Raw genomic sequence first — 14,957 nt, forward strand, 5'->3', positions numbered from 1 at the left:
GGCAAGACGACAAGTCTACCAGCTAAGCCGGTAGTACCGGAAGTCGTGATGAAAATTCAGCGACGCAGCAGTGCGAGGACCTCTTCCAGCTCCATGCGCACCTGGCGCACGATCTGGTGGGAAATGCTCGACTCCATGCGCGCCTGCGGGCCTTCCAACCGGGCGCGGGCGCCGGTGATGGTGAAGCCCTCGTCATACAGCAGGCCACGGATCTGACGGATCATCAGCACGTCGTGACGCTGGTAATAGCGGCGGTTGCCGCGACGCTTGACCGGATTGAGTGCGGGAAATTCCTGTTCCCAATACCGCAACACGTGCGGCTTGACGCCACACAGTTCGCTTACCTCACCGATCGTGAAGTAGCGCTTCGCCGGAATGGCGGGCAGCTCGGTGTTATTCCCTTGGTCCAGCATAGCCCTCGACTCGCACCTTGAGTTTCTGACCCGGTCGGAACGTCACCACGCGGCGGGCGGAAATCGGAATCTCTTCGCCCGTCTTGGGATTGCGTCCCGGTCGCTGGTTCTTCTGGCGGAGGTCAAAGTTGCCGAACCCCGACAGCTTCACCTGCTCGCCCTTTTCCAACGCCTCGCGGACCACCTCGAAATAGGCGTCCACGAATTCTTTTGCCTCACGCTTGTTGAGGCCCACCTCGAGAAAGAGGCGCTCGGCCATCTCTGCTTTGGTCAGCGCCATCTTATCCTCGCAACTTCGCCTTGCATGCCATCTCCAACGCACCGACTGCTTCACGAATGTTACGGTCGGCGTCGTCGTCAGTAAGGGTGCGTGAAGCGTCCTGTAAAATCAAGCCCATAGCGAGACTCTTTCGGCCTAGTTCGACCCCCTTGCCGCTATAGCGATCGAACAGGCGCAGCTCCTTGAGCTGGCTGCCCAGGGTCGAGCGGACCACCTGCTCAATCTGTGACCAGCTCACCTCTTCGGGCACGTCCACCGCAATGTCGCGGCGTACGGACGGGAAGCGCGGGACGGCCACGGCCTTGGGCAGGCGGCGGGCCAGGACCGGTTCCAGCTCCAGTTCGAGCACATGGACATCGGCGCCGAGGTCCAGGGCTTTAGCCAGTTGCGGATGCAGGGCACCCAGGTAACCGACGGTCTGCCCGTCGCGCGTCACGCGGGCGCCGCGACCGGGATGCAGCCAGCCGGGCAAGCCGTCGGCATGGAAGGCCCAGCGACCGGGCTCGCCGCCCCAGGCGATCAGGGCATCGAGGTCGCCCTTGAGGTCGTGGAAGTCGAGCGTGCGCGAGGCTTCGCCCCACTGCTCGGCATGCGCGATGCCGCTGGCGACGATGGACAGGGTCGGCGTCTCGGTCGGTGCGTCCTTGCGGGCGGCGGCTTCGGCGCTGATGCGGAAAGTACGGCCCAGTTCGAACAGGCGCACGCGCTCCTGCTGGCGGGCGCGGTTGTGCGAGAGCGCCACGATCAGCCCCGGCAGCAGGGACGGACGCATGATGGCCAGCTCCGCCGATAGCGGGTTGGCCAGCGGCACCAGCTGTTCGGTCATGCCCCAGCGCTGCAGCACGTCGTTGCCGATGAAGGCCAGGTTCACCGCTTCGTAGTAACCGCGGGCGGCCAGCTGCTCGCGCACGGCCAGCTCGTTGAGGCGCGCTTCCGGTTCGGCGGCCAGGGTCAGCGCGCCGGCCGGCGTATGGGTCGGGATATTGTCGTAGCCATGGATGCGCGCGACCTCTTCGATTAGGTCTTCTTCGCGCTCGATATCGAAACGGCTGCTGGGTGCGGTGACCTGCCAGCCATCGTCCTGCGGCACCACCTTCATGCCCAGCGCGGTGAAGATGCGAGCCACTTCAGTATCGGCCACGTCGATACCCAGCACGCGCTTGAGGCGCGCACGGCGCAGCACCACGGTGGCCGGCGTCGGCAGGTCGGCAAGGTTTTCGGCAACGAGCACGGGGCCAGCCTTGCCGCCCGCGATGGCGAGCAGCAATTCCGTGGCGCGTTCCAGCGCGCGCTGCGGCAGGGCGGGGTCAACTCCGCGCTCGAACCGATGCGAGGCGTCCGTGTGCATGCCCAGCTTGCGCGCGCGGCCCATGATGGCGGCCGGCGCGAAGTGGGCGGATTCCAGGAACACGTTGTGCGTGTCGTCGGTGACGCGCGAATCGAAACCGCCCATCACGCCAGCCACGGCGAGGCCGCTGGTCGCATCGGCGATCAGCACGAAACCCTGATCGAGCTTGGCCTCGGAACCGTCGAGCAGCTTGAGCGTTTCTCCATCGCGCGCGTGACGCACCACGATGTCGCCATGCAGCGTGTCGTTGTCGAAGGCATGCAGCGGCTGACCAAGTTCGAGCATCACGTAGTTGGTGACGTCGACCACGGCGCTGATCGGACGCAGGCCCGCGCGACGCAGACGCTCCGCCAGCCACAGCGGCGTGCGCGCCTTCGCATCGATGCCTTCGATGATGCGGCCCAGATAGCGGGGCGCATCGGCGCCCGCTTCGAGGCGGATGCCGCGACTTGCTTCGCTGGTCACGGGTGCAGCTGCTTGTTCGCCCGTCTTCACGCGACTGCCGAACAACGCCGCCACGTCGTGTGCAAGACCGTAAAGGCCAAGGCAATCCGGACGGTTCGGGGTGAGTTTCAGTTCGAAGCTCGCATCGGGCAGGCCAAGATAGGCAGCCAGCGGCTTGCCCACGGGCGCATCGGCCGGCAACTCGAGCAGGCCGGACGCATCGGCGTCGATGCCCAGCTCCTTGGCCGAGCACAGCATGCCGAACGATTCCACACCACGCAGCTTGGCCGCCTTGATGTTGATGCCACCGGGCAAAGTCGCACCGACCATCGCCAGCGGCACCTTGATGCCGACGCGCGCATTCGGCGCGCCGCAGACGATCTGCAGCGGCTCGCCCTGCCCCGCATCCACCTTGCACACTTGCAGGCGATCGGCTTCAGGATGTTTTTCGGCGCCGACGATCTCGGCCACGACCACGCCATCCAGGCCTTCGCCCAGCGGCGTGAGTTCTTCCACTTCCAGACCGGCCATGGTCAGTGCGTGGGACAGCGTCGCGCGGTCTGCCTGGATCTCGACCAGTTCGCGCAACCAGTTCTCGGAGAATTTCATGCGTATCGGTTCCTGCTGCGTTTACGCGAACTGCTTGAGGAAGCGCAGATCGTTCTCGAAGAACGCGCGCAGATCGGAGACGCCATAGCGCAGCATCGCAAAGCGCTCCACGCCCAAGCCGAAGGCAAAGCCGGTGTAACGCTCCGGATCAATGCCGCAGTTCTTCAGCACGTTCGGATGCACCATGCCGCAGCCCAGCACTTCCAGCCAGCGCGTGCTGCCGTCTTCCGCATCCCAACGGATGTCCACTTCGGCCGAGGGCTCGGTGAAGGGGAAATAGCTGGGGCGGAAACGCATCTCGAAATCGCGCTCGAAAAAGGCGCGGATGAATTCGGCCAGCGTGCCCTTCAGATCCGCAAAGCTCGAGGTCTCGTCGACCAGCAGGCCTTCGATCTGATGGAACATCGGCGAATGCGTCTGGTCCGAATCGCTGCGATAGACCTTGCCCGGCGCAATGATGCGGATCGGCGGCTGGCGTCCCTGCATCGAACGCACCTGCACCGGCGAGGTATGCGTGCGCAGCAGGCGGCCATCGCCGAAATAGAAGGTGTCGTGCATGGCGCGCGCCGGATGATGCGGCGGGAAATTCAGCGCCTCGAAGTTGTGCCAGTCGTCCTCGATCTCCGGACCATCGGCGCGCTGGTAACCCAGGCGCGAGAAGATCGCGCTGATGCGCTCAAGCGCGCGCGTGATCGGGTGAATACCGCCACGCTCGCCGTTGCGACCTGGCAACGTGATGTCGATGGTTTCGGAAGCGAGGCGGTGATCGAGTTCCGCCTGCTCAAGCACCTGCTTGCGCGCGGCCAGCGCGTCGGCAAGACGATCCTTGATGCGGTTGACCTCGGCGCCACGCGCCTTGCGCTCGTCGGGCGACAGCGCGCCCAGTGCTTTCAATGCAGCGGTGACAATGCCGCTCTTGCCCAGCAGGCTCACGCGCAGCGCGTCGAGTGCTTCGAGCGTGTCGGCGTTGCCAATATCGGCCAGCGCCTGCACGGCGCGGCTATCCAGATCGTCCATCGATGCGATTCCGGGTTGAAAGTCAGAAACGAAAACGGGGAGGAGGCTTCTGGCCTCCTCCCCGCGAACGTCACGCGCATCCCTTGAAGAGTGCGGCCATGGATGGCCGCTTCTTGATCTTAGCGATCAAGGATGAGCGCACAAATTACGCCGCCAGACTGGCCTTCGCTTTCTCTGCGATCGCGCCAAACGCCTTGATGTCGTGCACGGCGATATCAGCCAGCACCTTGCGGTCGACGGTGATGCCGGCCTTGGCCAGACCGTTGATCAGGCGGCTGTAGGACAGACCGAACTGACGAGCGGCGGCATTGATACGAACGATCCACAGCGCGCGGAACTGACGCTTGCGCTGCTTACGGCCGATATAGGCGTACTGACCAGCCTTGATGACGGCCTGGTTGGCAACGCGGAAGACTTTGCGACGGGCGTTGTAGTAGCCCTTCGCGCGGCCAATGATCTTCTTGTGACGACGACGGGCGGTAACGCCACGCTTTACACGAGCCATGGTTTATCTCCTCGCCTTACAAGTACGGCAACATGCGTGCTACACCCTTGGTGTCGCAAGCTTTGACGTGGTTGGTGGCACGGAGACCGCGCTTACGCTTGGTCGACTTCTTGGTCAGGATGTGCGACTTGAAGGCGTGACCGGCCTTGAACTTGCCCGATGCGGTCTTGCGAAAACGCTTCGCAGCCGCCCGGTTGGTCTTGATCTTGGGCATGGGAATGCTCCTTGATGGGGTTCGCCGTTTTGAGGTGCGGCCCCGGTTTCTGACTGATCTGGCGGCGACCCCGAGGGCCACTCTTTCCGTCCTGCCACGATCGGTTCACGACCCGTCCTGGTGGGTCGAACCGGCGATTATACGGAGGGATGGGGGGATTTGCCAGCCTTGAAGCTTGCCGCAGTCCGACTCCCTCTCCCCTCCGGGGAGAGGGTTGGGGTGAGGGGCCGGCCTAGCCTCAATACATGGCAACCCTCACCGTCATTCCGGCGCAGGCCGGAATCCAGAGCCTCACGCTCCAGCCATACGATGACTACCGGGGCTTGACGCCACTGGATTCCGGCCTACGTCGGAATGACGGATAGGCCAGGTTCCCGCGAGCACCCGCCCCTCACCCTGCCCGCTCCCCGGCGGGGAGAGGGAAAAGCCGGCTTCGGTTCGGAGCTTCGCTTCGGCGGCCCCAGAAGAAAAAAGCGGCCCTCAGGCCGCTCTTTCGATTACTGCTTCTTCTTCGGGCCGATCATCATGACCATCTGACGACCTTCCAGGCGGGGGAAGGACTCCACCACGCCGTTCTCGCCCACGTCTTCCTGGATCTTCTTGGCCAGGTTCTGGCCCAGGTCCTGGTGAGACATTTCGCGGCCACGGAAGCGGATGGTGACCTTGACCTTGTCGCCTTCCTCGAGGAAGCGAAGCATGTTGCGCAGCTTGATCTGGTAGTCGCCCACGTCCGTGACCGGACGGAACTTCACTTCCTTGATCTCGACCTGCTTCTGCTTCTTCTTGGCCGCCTGAGCCTTCTTCTGGGCTTCGAACTTGAACTTGCCGTAGTCCATGATGCGGCAGACCGGCGGATCGCCGTTCGGCTGGATCTCGACCAGGTCCATGCCCGCTTCTTGTGCCAAGGCCAGTGCCTCGTCACGGGTCAGGATGCCTAGCTGTTCCGAATCTGCGCCGATCACGCGTACGCGCGGGACGCGGATCTCAAGGTTACGGCGGTTGCCCTTTGTGTCGGTGGTAGCGATACCACAATCCTCCAGAAGAGTTCTTAAAAGTGCCGGCCCGCGCGCTTAGCGACGGGTCTCGGCTTCCAGGCGTTCGATCAATGCGACCAGCGGCATGCTGCCTAGGTCCTCGCCCGAACGCGTACGCACGGATACTGCCCCCGATTCCTTCTCGCGATCTCCGACCACCAGCAGGTAAGGGACTTTCTGCATCGTATGTTCGCGGATTTTATAGCCGACCTTCTCATTGCGCAAATCGGCGTGTACGCGGAAACCTTTATCGACAAGGGTTTGCGTCACTTCGCGGACATAGTCGGCCTGGGCGTCCGTAATACTGAACACGGCGGCCTGCACCGGCGCCAGCCAGGTCGGCAGCAGACCGGCATGATGCTCGATCAGGATGCCGATGAAACGCTCCATCGAACCCACTATGGCACGATGCAGCATCACCGGGTGACGACGTTGTGAATTCTCGTCCACATACTCGGCGCCCAGGCGCTCGGGCATCATGAAGTCCACCTGCATGGTGCCCACCTGCCAGGCGCGGCCGATGGAATCCTTCATGTGGTACTCGATTTTCGGACCGTAGAAAGCGCCCTCGCCCGGCAGCTCTTCCCACTGCACGCCGGCCGCGCCCAAGGCAGCACGCAACGCTTCCTCGGCGCGATCCCACACCTCGTCGCTGCCGATGCGCTTGTCGGGACGCAGCGCGATCTTCAGTGCGATGTCCTCGAAGCCGAAGTCACCGTAGACCTTCATGGCCTGCTGATGGAACGCCGTCACCTCGGACTCGATCTGCGCTTCCGTGCAGAACACGTGGCCGTCGTCCTGCGTGAAGGCGCGCACGCGCATGATGCCGTGCAGCGCGCCCGAGGGCTCATTGCGATGGCAGGCGCCGAACTCGCCGTAGCGCACCGGCAGGTCGCGGTAGCTGTGCAGGGACGTGTTGAAGATCTGCACATGGCCCGGGCAGTTCATCGGCTTGAGGGCGTACGTGTGCTTCTCCGACTCGGTGAAGAACATGTTTTCCTGGTAGTTGTCCCAGTGGCCGGACTTCTTCCACAGCGACACGTCCAGCACCTGCGGGCAGCGCACTTCCTGGTAGCCGCTCTGGCGATACACGCGGCGCATGTATTGCTCCACCTGCTGCCAGATGGCCCAGCCCTTGGGGTGCCAGAACACCATGCCCGGGCCCTCTTCCTGCTGATGGAAGAGATCCAGCGCCTTGCCGATCTTGCGATGGTCGCGCTTTTCGGCTTCTTCCAGCTGGTGCAGGTAGGCCTTCAGATCCTTGTCGTTGAGCCACGCCGTGCCGTAGATGCGCGTCAGCATCGCGTTGTTCGAATCGCCACGCCAGTAAGCGCCGGCGACCTTCATCAGCTTGAACGCGCGCAGCTTGCCCGTGTTCGGCACATGCGGGCCGCGGCAGAGATCGGTGAAATCGCCCTGCGAATACAGCGACAATTCCTCGTTGGCCGGGATGCTCTGGATGATCTCGGCCTTGTATTCCTCGCCCATGCCACGGAAGAAGCTCACTGCCTCATCGCGCGACTTCACGCTGCGCGTCACCGGCAGCGCTTCCTTGACGATCTTCTCCATCTCCGCCTCGATCTTGACCAGATCGTCGGGCGTGAACGGGCGCTCATAGGCAAAGTCGTAATAGAAGCCGTTGTCGATCACCGGACCGATGGTGACCTGCGCACCCGGATACAGGCGCTGCACGGCCTGCGCCAGCAGGTGCGCCGTGGAGTGACGCAGGATGTCCAGCGCCTCCGGGCTTTTCTCGGTGACGATCTCGAGGCTGGCGTTGTGGTCGATCGGGAAACTGGCATCCACCAGCTTGCCGTCCACCTTGCCCGCCAGGGTGGCCTTGGCCAGACCGGCGCCGATCGAGGCTGCCACGTCCTGCACCGTCACCGGATGATCAAACGGCCGCTTGCTGCCGTCGGGTAGCGTGATTTCAATCATGTTCGCACCTAAAAAAAAGACGCCCAGAAGAACGTGCTCAATTTAAAGAACCCACCCTCGATAGCCGATTCCACCGGCCACCAACAAAGCGTGCTCTTAGTTGAAAAGTCCGGCCATGGATGGCTGGTTTTGCTCTTGCCTGCCTGGATGGCAGGCAAAAATAAAGAGCGCCACGCGCCCTTCTTGTCGAACAAGGCGTGGCTTGAGTCAGCGCTGGAGGGTCGTAGTTGCCATGTCACACGCTAGACCGACGCTTGAGGCGTGGGCCACCTTGTCTCCGGACGGGTACAGTCAGAACGCTAGTTTAGCCTATCCGTCGATGTCAAATCTGCTATTGCCGACGCTGTCTCAATATCGGCAGCGATAGAATGCCCGCCTCCTCGAACACCGGGCTATTCGCATGCGCATTCTCGTCACCGGCACCGCCGGCTTCATCGGCTCGGCCTTGGCCGAGCGCTTGCTGGCGCGTGGCGACGAGGTGTATGGCATCGACAACCACAACGACTACTACGACCCGACGCTCAAGGAAGCCAGGCTCGCCCGCTTCGCCGACCACCACAACTACACGCATCTGCGTGCCGATCTGGCTGATGCAGCGGCCGTGAATAGCGCCTTTGGCGAGTTCCGCCCGCAACGCGTGGTCAACCTCGCCGCCCAGGCCGGCGTGCGCTATTCACTGAAAAACCCGCAAGCCTACGTGCAGAGCAACCTGGTGGGTTTCGTCAACATCCTGGAGGCCTGCCGCCACGGCAAGGTCGAGCATCTGGTGTATGCGTCGTCAAGCTCGGTCTACGGGGCCAACCGCAAGCTGCCCTTCGCCATCGAGGACGCCGTGGACCACCCGGTGAGCCTGTACGCGGCGAGCAAGAAAGCCAACGAGTTGATGGCGCATACGTATAGCCATCTGTACGACTTGCCGACCACCGGCCTGCGGTTTTTCACGGTGTACGGCCCGTGGGGCCGGCCGGATATGTCGCCCATGCTGTTTGCCGATCGCATCAGCCGCGGCGAGCCCATCGATGTCTACAACTACGGCAACCATAGCCGCGACTTCACCTATGTCGACGACATCGTGGAAGGCGTGATCCGCACGCTCGATCACGTCGCCCTGCCTGATGCGGCCTATGACGCGCTAGCTCCGAGTCCGGGCACGTCCAGCGCGCCGTATCGCGTCTACAACATCGGCAACGATCAGCCGGTGCAGTTGCTGCACTTCATCGAGCTGATGGAGCGCGATCTCGGGCGCACGGTCGAGAAGCGCCTGCTACCAATGCAGCCGGGCGATGTGGCCGATACCTGGGCCGATGTTTCCGCGCTGCGACGTGACGTGGGTTATGCGCCGAATACCTCGATCGAAGAGGGTGTGAAGCGGTTTGTGGCCTGGTATCGGGAATATTTCCAGCAGGAGCAATGAGCGATGTTCGTTGTGGGAGCGCACCCTGTGCGCGACTGGCGTTCGGTCAGACCGCGGCGCCTGTCGCGCACAAGGTGCGCTCCCACAGAAACCCGCGGACGCTCGATCAGAACGGCTTGGCAATCACCAGGAAAACGATGCCCAGCAAGACCAGCACGGGCAGCTCGTTCATGATCCGCAGCATCTTCGACGACGGAAGCGCCACGCCTTGCTCGCTGCGCTTGAGCAGCCGCCCCGACCAGATGAAATAGGCCAGCATCAGCGCGACCAGGGTCAGCTTGGCGTCGATCCAGTGCAGCGAGGCCACGACGTTGGGCAGTGTCTGCGGAAACAGCCGCCAGCCCTCCCACAGGGCCAGCCCGAACAGGAAGGCGATGCCGAACATGTGGTGCCCGAAACGGTAGAGCCGCCGCCCCATTAGCAGCAGGCGCGCCTTCACGACCGGCTCGTCTCCGGACTCGGCGATATTCACAAGGATGCGCGGCAGGTAGAACACCGTTGCCATCCAGGCAATGACGAACACGACATGGAAGCTCTTGATCCAAAGGTACGTCATCGACCGGCTCCTTCAGCGCAAAAAGAAACGGCGCGACCCAAAGGCCACGCCGTTTCATCGGTATTGGTGGGCGGTACAAGGATCGAACTTGTGACCCCTACCATGTCAAGGTAGTGCTCTACCGCTGAGCTAACCGCCCGGTTCTCGCCCGGCATGCCGTGCGAGCCGCGCAGTTTACACATTTCGTGAGGCCGGGACAACTATCCGGCCTCAACGAGCCACCCGTTCCTGCAACTGGTGGATCTGGTCGCGCAGCCGGGCCGCCTCCTCGAATTCCAGGTTTTCGGCGTGCTTGTACATCTGCGCCTCGAGCTTCTTGATCATCGCCGAGGCCTGGTCCCCGCTCAGAGCGGCGTACTGGGCGCCTTGCTCTGCCACAGCGGCGCTCTGGCGGTCGCTGCGGCGGCCGCGACCACGTGACGCAGTCTCGCTGCGGGCCCCTTCCATGATGTCCGCGATGCGGCGCACCACCGACTGCGGCGTGATGCCGTGGGCCTCGTTATAGGCCTGCTGCTTCTCGCGACGGCGGGCGGTCTCGTCCATGGCCGCCTGCATCGAGCGGGTGATGTTGTCAGCGTAAAGAATCGCCTTGCCGCGCAGGTTGCGTGCCGCGCGACCAATGGTCTGGATGAGCGAACCGGTCGAACGCAGGAAGCCTTCCTTGTCGGCGTCGAGAATCGCCACCAGCGAGACCTCGGGCATGTCCAGGCCCTCGCGCAACAGGTTGATGCCTACCAGCACATCGAACTCGCCCAGGCGCAGATCGCGGATGATTTCCACGCGCTCCACCGTTTCGATATCCGAATGCAGATAACGCACTTTGACGTTGTGCTCATTCAAATATTCGGTGAGGTTTTCGGCCATGCGCTTGGTCAGCGTGGTGACCAGCACACGGTCGCCCATCGCCACGCGCTTGTGCACCTCGCCCAGCAGATCGTCGACCTGGGTGCGCACCGGGCGCACTTCCACTTCCGGATCGATCAGGCCGGTCGGACGCACCACCAGTTCCACCACGGCATCGCCGGACTTCTGCAATTCATAGTCGCGCGGCGTGGCCGATACATAGATCGAACGCGGCGCGCGCGCCTCCCACTCCTCGAAACGCAGCGGACGATTATCCATTGCCGAGGGCAGACGGAAACCGAATTCGACCAGTGTCTCCTTGCGCGAGCGGTCACCCTTGTACATGGCGCCGAGCTGGGGAATGGTGACGTGCGATTCGTCGACCACCAGCAACGCATCGGCCGGCAGATAGTCGAACAAGGTCGGCGGCGGTTCGCCGGGGCCGCGGCGCGTGAGATGGCGCGAGTAGTTCTCGATGCCTTGGCAGTAGCCGACTTCGGCCATCATTTCGATGTCGAAACGCGTGCGCTGGTCCAGGCGCTGCGCCTCGACCAGTTTGTTGTCCTTGTACAACTGCTCCAGCCGCTCCTTGAGCTCGACCTTGATGGTCTCGATCGCGTTCAGCACGCTCTCGCGCGTACTCGCATAGTGCGTACGCGGATACACGGTATAGCGCGGCACTTTGCGGATGGTGTCGCCGGTGAGCGGATCGAACAGCGACATGTTTTCCACTTCGCCGTCGAACAGCTCGATGCGCAGCGCTTCGGTTTCCGATTCGGCGGGAAACACATCGATGATTTCGCCACGCACGCGATACGTGCCGCGACGCAGCTCCATCTCATTGCGCGTGTACTGCAGTTCCGTCAGCTGGCGAATCAAGGCGCGTTGATCGATGCGCTCACCCTTGGCCAGGATCAGCCGCAGCGAGAGATAGTCTTCCGGGTCGCCCAGGCCGTAGATCGCCGATACGGTGGCGACGATGATCGAATCCTTGCGCGACAGCAGCGCCTTGGTGGCCGCCAGTCGCATCTGCTCGATGTGGTCGTTGATCGAAGCGTCTTTCTCGATGAAGGTATCCGACGCCACCACGTAGGCTTCGGGCTGGTAGTAGTCGTAGTAGCTGACGAAGTATTCCACCGCGTTGTGCGGAAAGAATTCCTTGAACTCGCCGTACAGCTGCGCCGCCAGGGTCTTGTTCGGCGCCATCACGATGGTCGGCCGCTGCACCTGCTGGATCACGTTGGCAATCGTGTAGGTCTTGCCTGAGCCGGTAACGCCCAGCAGCGTCTGCGCCGCCAGGCCGGCCTCGAAGCCTTCGGAAAGTTTGCGGATGGCCTCGGGCTGGTCGCCGGAGGGCTGGTAGGGCGAGACGAGTTCGAAGCGGTCAGTCATGGCTCTCTACATGCGGTCGCGACGGGGCATTTTAAATTGCCCTGCTGACAGGGCCTGTCAGCAGGCTACGACAGGGGTCCTTGGCGGCCGATGACTGGAGCGCCCGTCGGCTCTGGTTAGGCTGATCGTTTCCGAGACGCAGGAGGCGGCCCATGGACAGGAGTCGGCAAGGCTACCAGCCACGGAGCAGTGCGGGGTTTACGCTGCTTGAAAGTATCGTTGTGATGGTCGTGGTCGCCCTGATGGTGGCGGTCGCCGTTCCCGCGCTGGGGCGGATGCTGGGGCGATACCAGCTCAACACGGCCCAGCTCGACCTGGTCGCCTCGCTCCAGCATGCGCGCAGCCTGGCAGTGAGCAGCGGGCGTCCGAAGCTGCTCTGCCCCTCCTCGGATGGACGGCAATGCGCCGGCGACACGCATTGGGAACGCGGCTGGGCCGTCGGCAATTATCGCAGCGGCAACGCCGATCAGCTGGACGGCTCGCCCAAGCTGGCAAGCGGCGGCTACAAGCGCACGACCATGCACATCATGTCGGACCGCAAGAGCATCCGCTTCCAACCCACGGGCAGCGCCGGTGGCAGCCCCGCGACGTTCACGCTATGCCGCAAGGGGCATGCAGAAGATGCGCTGGCCCTCACGGTCTCCAACGTCGGGCGCGTGGCCGGCGCTACTGCAAAGGCGGACGCCGCCAAGATTTGTGCGGCCAGCAACTAGAGGCACGCCTTGGCGGAGTCGCGATAGGCGCGCATGGCCAAAACCGCTAGGCGCTCGTACAGCGCCACCTCGGCGCCCTGCACCTTGCTGTGGATCACCAGCAGCTCTTCCACGCTCGTGGTGTTGTTGGCCACCACCACCTGCAAGGTCGTCGGCGTTTCGACGATGTGCGCCGTGGGCGAAAGCGCCTGCCAACGCGATTGCACGCAGGCCGCATAGGTCGAATCGAGTTTGCTGGTGCTGGCCTGGAAGGTGGGTTTGTTGTGGCTGATATCGCCAGTGCTCGCGCAGCCTGCCAGGCCGATAGCGCCGAAGGTCAGCAACCAACTGCGCATCAGGCTCTCCCCTTCAAATGATGACGACGTGCACCGGGTTCGCGAACCGACTAAACCAAGGTCAATACTTAAACCAGCGACGACATGCGCCGCGCTCAAGCCCTGCCGATCTTCATCGTCAGCAGGTGTACCCGATGTGGACGCTCGCAAGCGCTCGGCAATCAGGAAGCCTTGAGACAGCCCTGAGCCGGGCATAAAAAAACCCCGCCAATCGGCAGGGTTTTCTTGAATATGGCGCCCGAAGTTGGACTCGAACCAACGACCCCCTGATTAACAGTCAAGTGCTCTAACCGGCTGAGCTATTCGGGCGGGGTGAGCTGGATAGTTTGAATATCCAGCCCTGGTCTGTCAAGCCATGCGGCTCTCAAAAACCCTCAGGCGGCGCGGGCACCGGTGAGCACCCGGTAGCAGGGCACATAGGCCGTGCCGCCCGGGAGTTTCATGCGGTCCTGGGCCACGAAGGCCTTCAGCAGCTCGTCCAGCGAGGCCATGATGTCGGCATCGCCATCGATGTCGAACGGGCCGTACTTTTCGATGGCGCGCAGACCCTCTTCCTTCACGTTGCCGGCGACGATGCCGGAGAACGCGCGACGCAGGTCGGCGGCCAGTTCATGGCGCGGGCGATCGCGATGGATGGCCAGCGAGCGCATGGCCTCATGGGTGGGGCGGAACGGCAGCTGGAACGCGTACGGGATGTTGAGCGACCAGTTGAAGAAGAACGCGTCCTTGGTGTCCAGGCGATGGTTGCGCACCTTGTCGATGCCGCGGACCATGGCACGCGCCACGGCGGCCGGGTCGTCCACGATGATCTGGTAGTGCTGGGTCACGCTCTCGCCCAGGGTCAGGCGCAGGAAGTGGTCGATCTGCTCGAAGTACGCGGCCGACTGCTTGGGACCGGTGAGGATCAGCGGGAACGGCACGCCGGCGTTGTCCGGATGCAGCAGGATGCCGAGCAGGTAGAGGATTTCTTCGGCCGTGCCCACGCCGCCCGGGAACACGATGATGCCGTGCCCCATGCGCACGAATGCTTCGAGACGCTTCTCGATGTCCGGCATGATCACCAGGTGATTGACGATCGGGTTCGGCGATTCGGCCGCGATGATGCCCGGCTCGGTGATGCCGATATAGCGGTTGCTGCGGCGACGCTGCTTGGCGTGCGCAATCGTGGCGCCCTTCATCGGGCCCTTCATGGCACCCGGGCCGCAACCCGTGCAGATGTCCATGCCGCGCAGTCCGAGCTGGTAGCCCACCTGTTTGGTGTACTCGTACTCATCGCGCGAAATCGAATGGCCGCCCCAGCACACCACCAGGTTCGGATCGATCTGCGGCTTGAGAATGCGTGCGTTGCGCAGGATTTCGAACACCACATGGGTCAGGCCCACGCTGTCGTCCAGATCGAAGTTGCCCTGCTCCATCTGCGTAGAGACATAGACGATGTCGCGCATCACGGCGACCAGCAGCTCGTTGATGCCGCGAATGATCTGGCCATCCACGAACGCCTGCGCCGGCGCGTGCGTGAGCTCGATCTTGATGCCGCGATCCTGCTGCAGCACCTGGATGTCGAAATCGGGGAACTGCTCGAGGATGGAGCGCGGATCGTCGCTCATGTTGCCCGAGGTGAGCACGGCCAGCGCGCAGCGGCGCAGCAAGGCGTGCAGGCCCGAACCGCTGGCGTCGCGCAGGCGCGCCACTTCGTTGCGGGACAGGATATCCAGGCCACCGGCGGGCGAAATGCGCGCGCTCACGGTGGCGGGTCGGCCGGACTTTCCGGCTTGAATCTCGTTCATTGAACCATTCTCCTCGCCGCGCCCTCGCGGCTCGTACGTCCGTGCAAAACGCGGCGGACCGCGTAGCTTCCCGCGCCGGGCATGGCAGGGTCAAGCCGTAGGCGTTGCGTCCATT

The 14,957-nt window shown here is 63.2% G+C and carries 14 protein-coding genes and 2 tRNA genes; 2 read left to right on the forward strand and 14 right to left on the reverse strand.

The window, feature by feature from the left end; all coding sequences use genetic code 11:
• Positions 1-56: 56 nt before the first annotated feature.
• The 8 genes from AB4Y82_RS03520 to thrS all read right to left on the reverse strand — a co-directional run bounded on the left by AB4Y82_RS03520 (position 57) and on the right by thrS (position 7,802).
• Entirely contained in the window at positions 57-413 is a 357-nt protein-coding gene (locus AB4Y82_RS03520) for a MerR family transcriptional regulator (RefSeq protein ID WP_019467383.1), read from the reverse strand.
• Positions 394-693, reverse strand: coding sequence for an integration host factor subunit alpha (gene ihfA, locus AB4Y82_RS03525; RefSeq protein ID WP_019467382.1), 300 nt, complete (start codon positions 691-693; stop codon positions 394-396). The genes AB4Y82_RS03520 and ihfA overlap by 20 nt, the downstream gene beginning before the upstream one ends.
• 1 nt (position 694) lies before the next feature.
• Positions 695-3,094, reverse strand: a complete 2,400-nt coding sequence (gene pheT / locus AB4Y82_RS03530) for a phenylalanine--tRNA ligase subunit beta (protein WP_441602596.1) — start codon at positions 3,092-3,094, stop codon at positions 695-697.
• Between the two features lie 21 nt (positions 3,095-3,115).
• Entirely contained in the window at positions 3,116-4,111 is a 996-nt protein-coding gene (pheS, locus tag AB4Y82_RS03535) for a phenylalanine--tRNA ligase subunit alpha (RefSeq protein ID WP_441602595.1), read from the reverse strand.
• 145 nt (positions 4,112-4,256) lie between these two features.
• Positions 4,257-4,616, reverse strand: a complete 360-nt coding sequence (gene rplT, locus AB4Y82_RS03540) for a 50S ribosomal protein L20 (protein WP_017463630.1) — start codon at positions 4,614-4,616, stop codon at positions 4,257-4,259.
• A 16-nt stretch (positions 4,617-4,632) separates the two neighbouring features.
• Positions 4,633-4,830, reverse strand: a complete 198-nt coding sequence (rpmI, locus tag AB4Y82_RS03545; RefSeq protein ID WP_038615747.1) for a 50S ribosomal protein L35 — start codon at positions 4,828-4,830, stop codon at positions 4,633-4,635.
• Positions 4,831-5,327: 497 nt separating this feature from the next.
• Entirely contained in the window at positions 5,328-5,855 is a 528-nt protein-coding gene (gene infC / locus AB4Y82_RS03550; protein WP_338069387.1) for a translation initiation factor IF-3, read from the reverse strand.
• A gap of 45 nt (positions 5,856-5,900) precedes the next feature.
• Entirely contained in the window at positions 5,901-7,802 is a 1,902-nt protein-coding gene (gene thrS / locus AB4Y82_RS03555) for a threonine--tRNA ligase (RefSeq protein ID WP_441602594.1), read from the reverse strand.
• 400 nt (positions 7,803-8,202) lie between these two features.
• Here thrS and AB4Y82_RS03560 point away from each other — a divergent pair, with 400 nt between their 5' ends.
• Positions 8,203-9,216, forward strand: coding sequence for an NAD-dependent epimerase (locus AB4Y82_RS03560; protein ID WP_441602593.1), 1,014 nt, complete (start codon positions 8,203-8,205; stop codon positions 9,214-9,216).
• Between the two features lie 106 nt (positions 9,217-9,322).
• Here AB4Y82_RS03560 and AB4Y82_RS03565 read toward each other — a convergent pair whose 3' ends face one another.
• The 3 genes from AB4Y82_RS03565 to uvrB all read right to left on the reverse strand — a co-directional run bounded on the left by AB4Y82_RS03565 (position 9,323) and on the right by uvrB (position 12,007).
• On the reverse strand, positions 9,323-9,772 hold the full coding sequence (locus AB4Y82_RS03565; protein ID WP_441602592.1) for a CopD family protein: 450 nt from the start codon (positions 9,770-9,772) through the stop codon (positions 9,323-9,325).
• A 64-nt stretch (positions 9,773-9,836) separates the two neighbouring features.
• A tRNA-Val gene (locus tag AB4Y82_RS03570) sits at positions 9,837-9,911 on the reverse strand.
• 71 nt (positions 9,912-9,982) lie between these two features.
• On the reverse strand, positions 9,983-12,007 hold the full coding sequence (uvrB, locus tag AB4Y82_RS03575) for an excinuclease ABC subunit UvrB (RefSeq protein ID WP_441602591.1): 2,025 nt from the start codon (positions 12,005-12,007) through the stop codon (positions 9,983-9,985).
• 152 nt (positions 12,008-12,159) lie between these two features.
• Here uvrB and AB4Y82_RS03580 point away from each other — a divergent pair, with 152 nt between their 5' ends.
• Positions 12,160-12,720 carry a GspH/FimT family pseudopilin gene (locus AB4Y82_RS03580; RefSeq protein ID WP_441611108.1) on the forward strand — a complete coding sequence of 187 codons (561 nt, stop codon included), beginning with the start codon at positions 12,160-12,162 and terminating at the stop codon, positions 12,718-12,720.
• Here the strand turns inward: AB4Y82_RS03580 and AB4Y82_RS03585 are convergent.
• The 3 genes from AB4Y82_RS03585 to ppnN all read right to left on the reverse strand — a co-directional run bounded on the left by AB4Y82_RS03585 (position 12,717) and on the right by ppnN (position 14,842).
• Positions 12,717-13,055, reverse strand: a complete 339-nt coding sequence (locus tag AB4Y82_RS03585; RefSeq protein ID WP_441602589.1) for a hypothetical protein — start codon at positions 13,053-13,055, stop codon at positions 12,717-12,719. The genes AB4Y82_RS03580 and AB4Y82_RS03585 overlap by 4 nt on opposite strands.
• A gap of 232 nt (positions 13,056-13,287) precedes the next feature.
• Positions 13,288-13,364: transfer RNA gene (locus AB4Y82_RS03590), tRNA-Asn, on the reverse strand.
• 65 nt (positions 13,365-13,429) lie between these two features.
• Complete coding sequence (gene ppnN / locus AB4Y82_RS03595; RefSeq protein WP_441602588.1) at positions 13,430-14,842, reverse strand: nucleotide 5'-monophosphate nucleosidase PpnN; 1,413 nt, start codon at positions 14,840-14,842, stop codon at positions 13,430-13,432.
• Positions 14,843-14,957 lie beyond the last annotated feature (115 nt).

The sequence above is a fragment of the Dyella sp. 2YAF14 genome, from assembly GCF_052114725.1.
Taxonomy (GTDB): Bacteria; Pseudomonadota; Gammaproteobacteria; order Xanthomonadales; family Rhodanobacteraceae; genus Dyella.

What these genes read in the sequence shown, in the direction of transcription:
- thrS (WP_441602594.1), bottom strand. Translation starts at nt 7,802, where the DNA reads ATGATTGAAATCACGCTACCCGACGGCAGCAAGCGGCCGTTTGATCAT.
- uvrB (WP_441602591.1), bottom strand. Translation starts at nt 12,007, where the DNA reads ATGACTGACCGCTTCGAACTCGTCTCGCCCTACCAGCCCTCCGGCGAC.
- ihfA (WP_019467382.1), bottom strand. Translation starts at nt 693, where the DNA reads ATGGCGCTGACCAAAGCAGAGATGGCCGAGCGCCTCTTTCTCGAGGTG.
- rplT (WP_017463630.1), bottom strand. Translation starts at nt 4,616, where the DNA reads ATGGCTCGTGTAAAGCGTGGCGTTACCGCCCGTCGTCGTCACAAGAAG.
- pheT (WP_441602596.1), bottom strand. Translation starts at nt 3,094, where the DNA reads ATGAAATTCTCCGAGAACTGGTTGCGCGAACTGGTCGAGATCCAGGCA.
- ppnN (WP_441602588.1), bottom strand. Translation starts at nt 14,842, where the DNA reads ATGAACGAGATTCAAGCCGGAAAGTCCGGCCGACCCGCCACCGTGAGC.
- AB4Y82_RS03585 (WP_441602589.1), bottom strand. Translation starts at nt 13,055, where the DNA reads ATGCGCAGTTGGTTGCTGACCTTCGGCGCTATCGGCCTGGCAGGCTGC.
- AB4Y82_RS03580 (WP_441611108.1), top strand. Translation starts at nt 12,160, where the DNA reads ATGGACAGGAGTCGGCAAGGCTACCAGCCACGGAGCAGTGCGGGGTTT.
- rpmI (WP_038615747.1), bottom strand. Translation starts at nt 4,830, where the DNA reads ATGCCCAAGATCAAGACCAACCGGGCGGCTGCGAAGCGTTTTCGCAAG.
- AB4Y82_RS03560 (WP_441602593.1), top strand. Translation starts at nt 8,203, where the DNA reads ATGCGCATTCTCGTCACCGGCACCGCCGGCTTCATCGGCTCGGCCTTG.
- AB4Y82_RS03520 (WP_019467383.1), bottom strand. Translation starts at nt 413, where the DNA reads ATGCTGGACCAAGGGAATAACACCGAGCTGCCCGCCATTCCGGCGAAG.
- AB4Y82_RS03565 (WP_441602592.1), bottom strand. Translation starts at nt 9,772, where the DNA reads ATGACGTACCTTTGGATCAAGAGCTTCCATGTCGTGTTCGTCATTGCC.
- pheS (WP_441602595.1), bottom strand. Translation starts at nt 4,111, where the DNA reads ATGGACGATCTGGATAGCCGCGCCGTGCAGGCGCTGGCCGATATTGGC.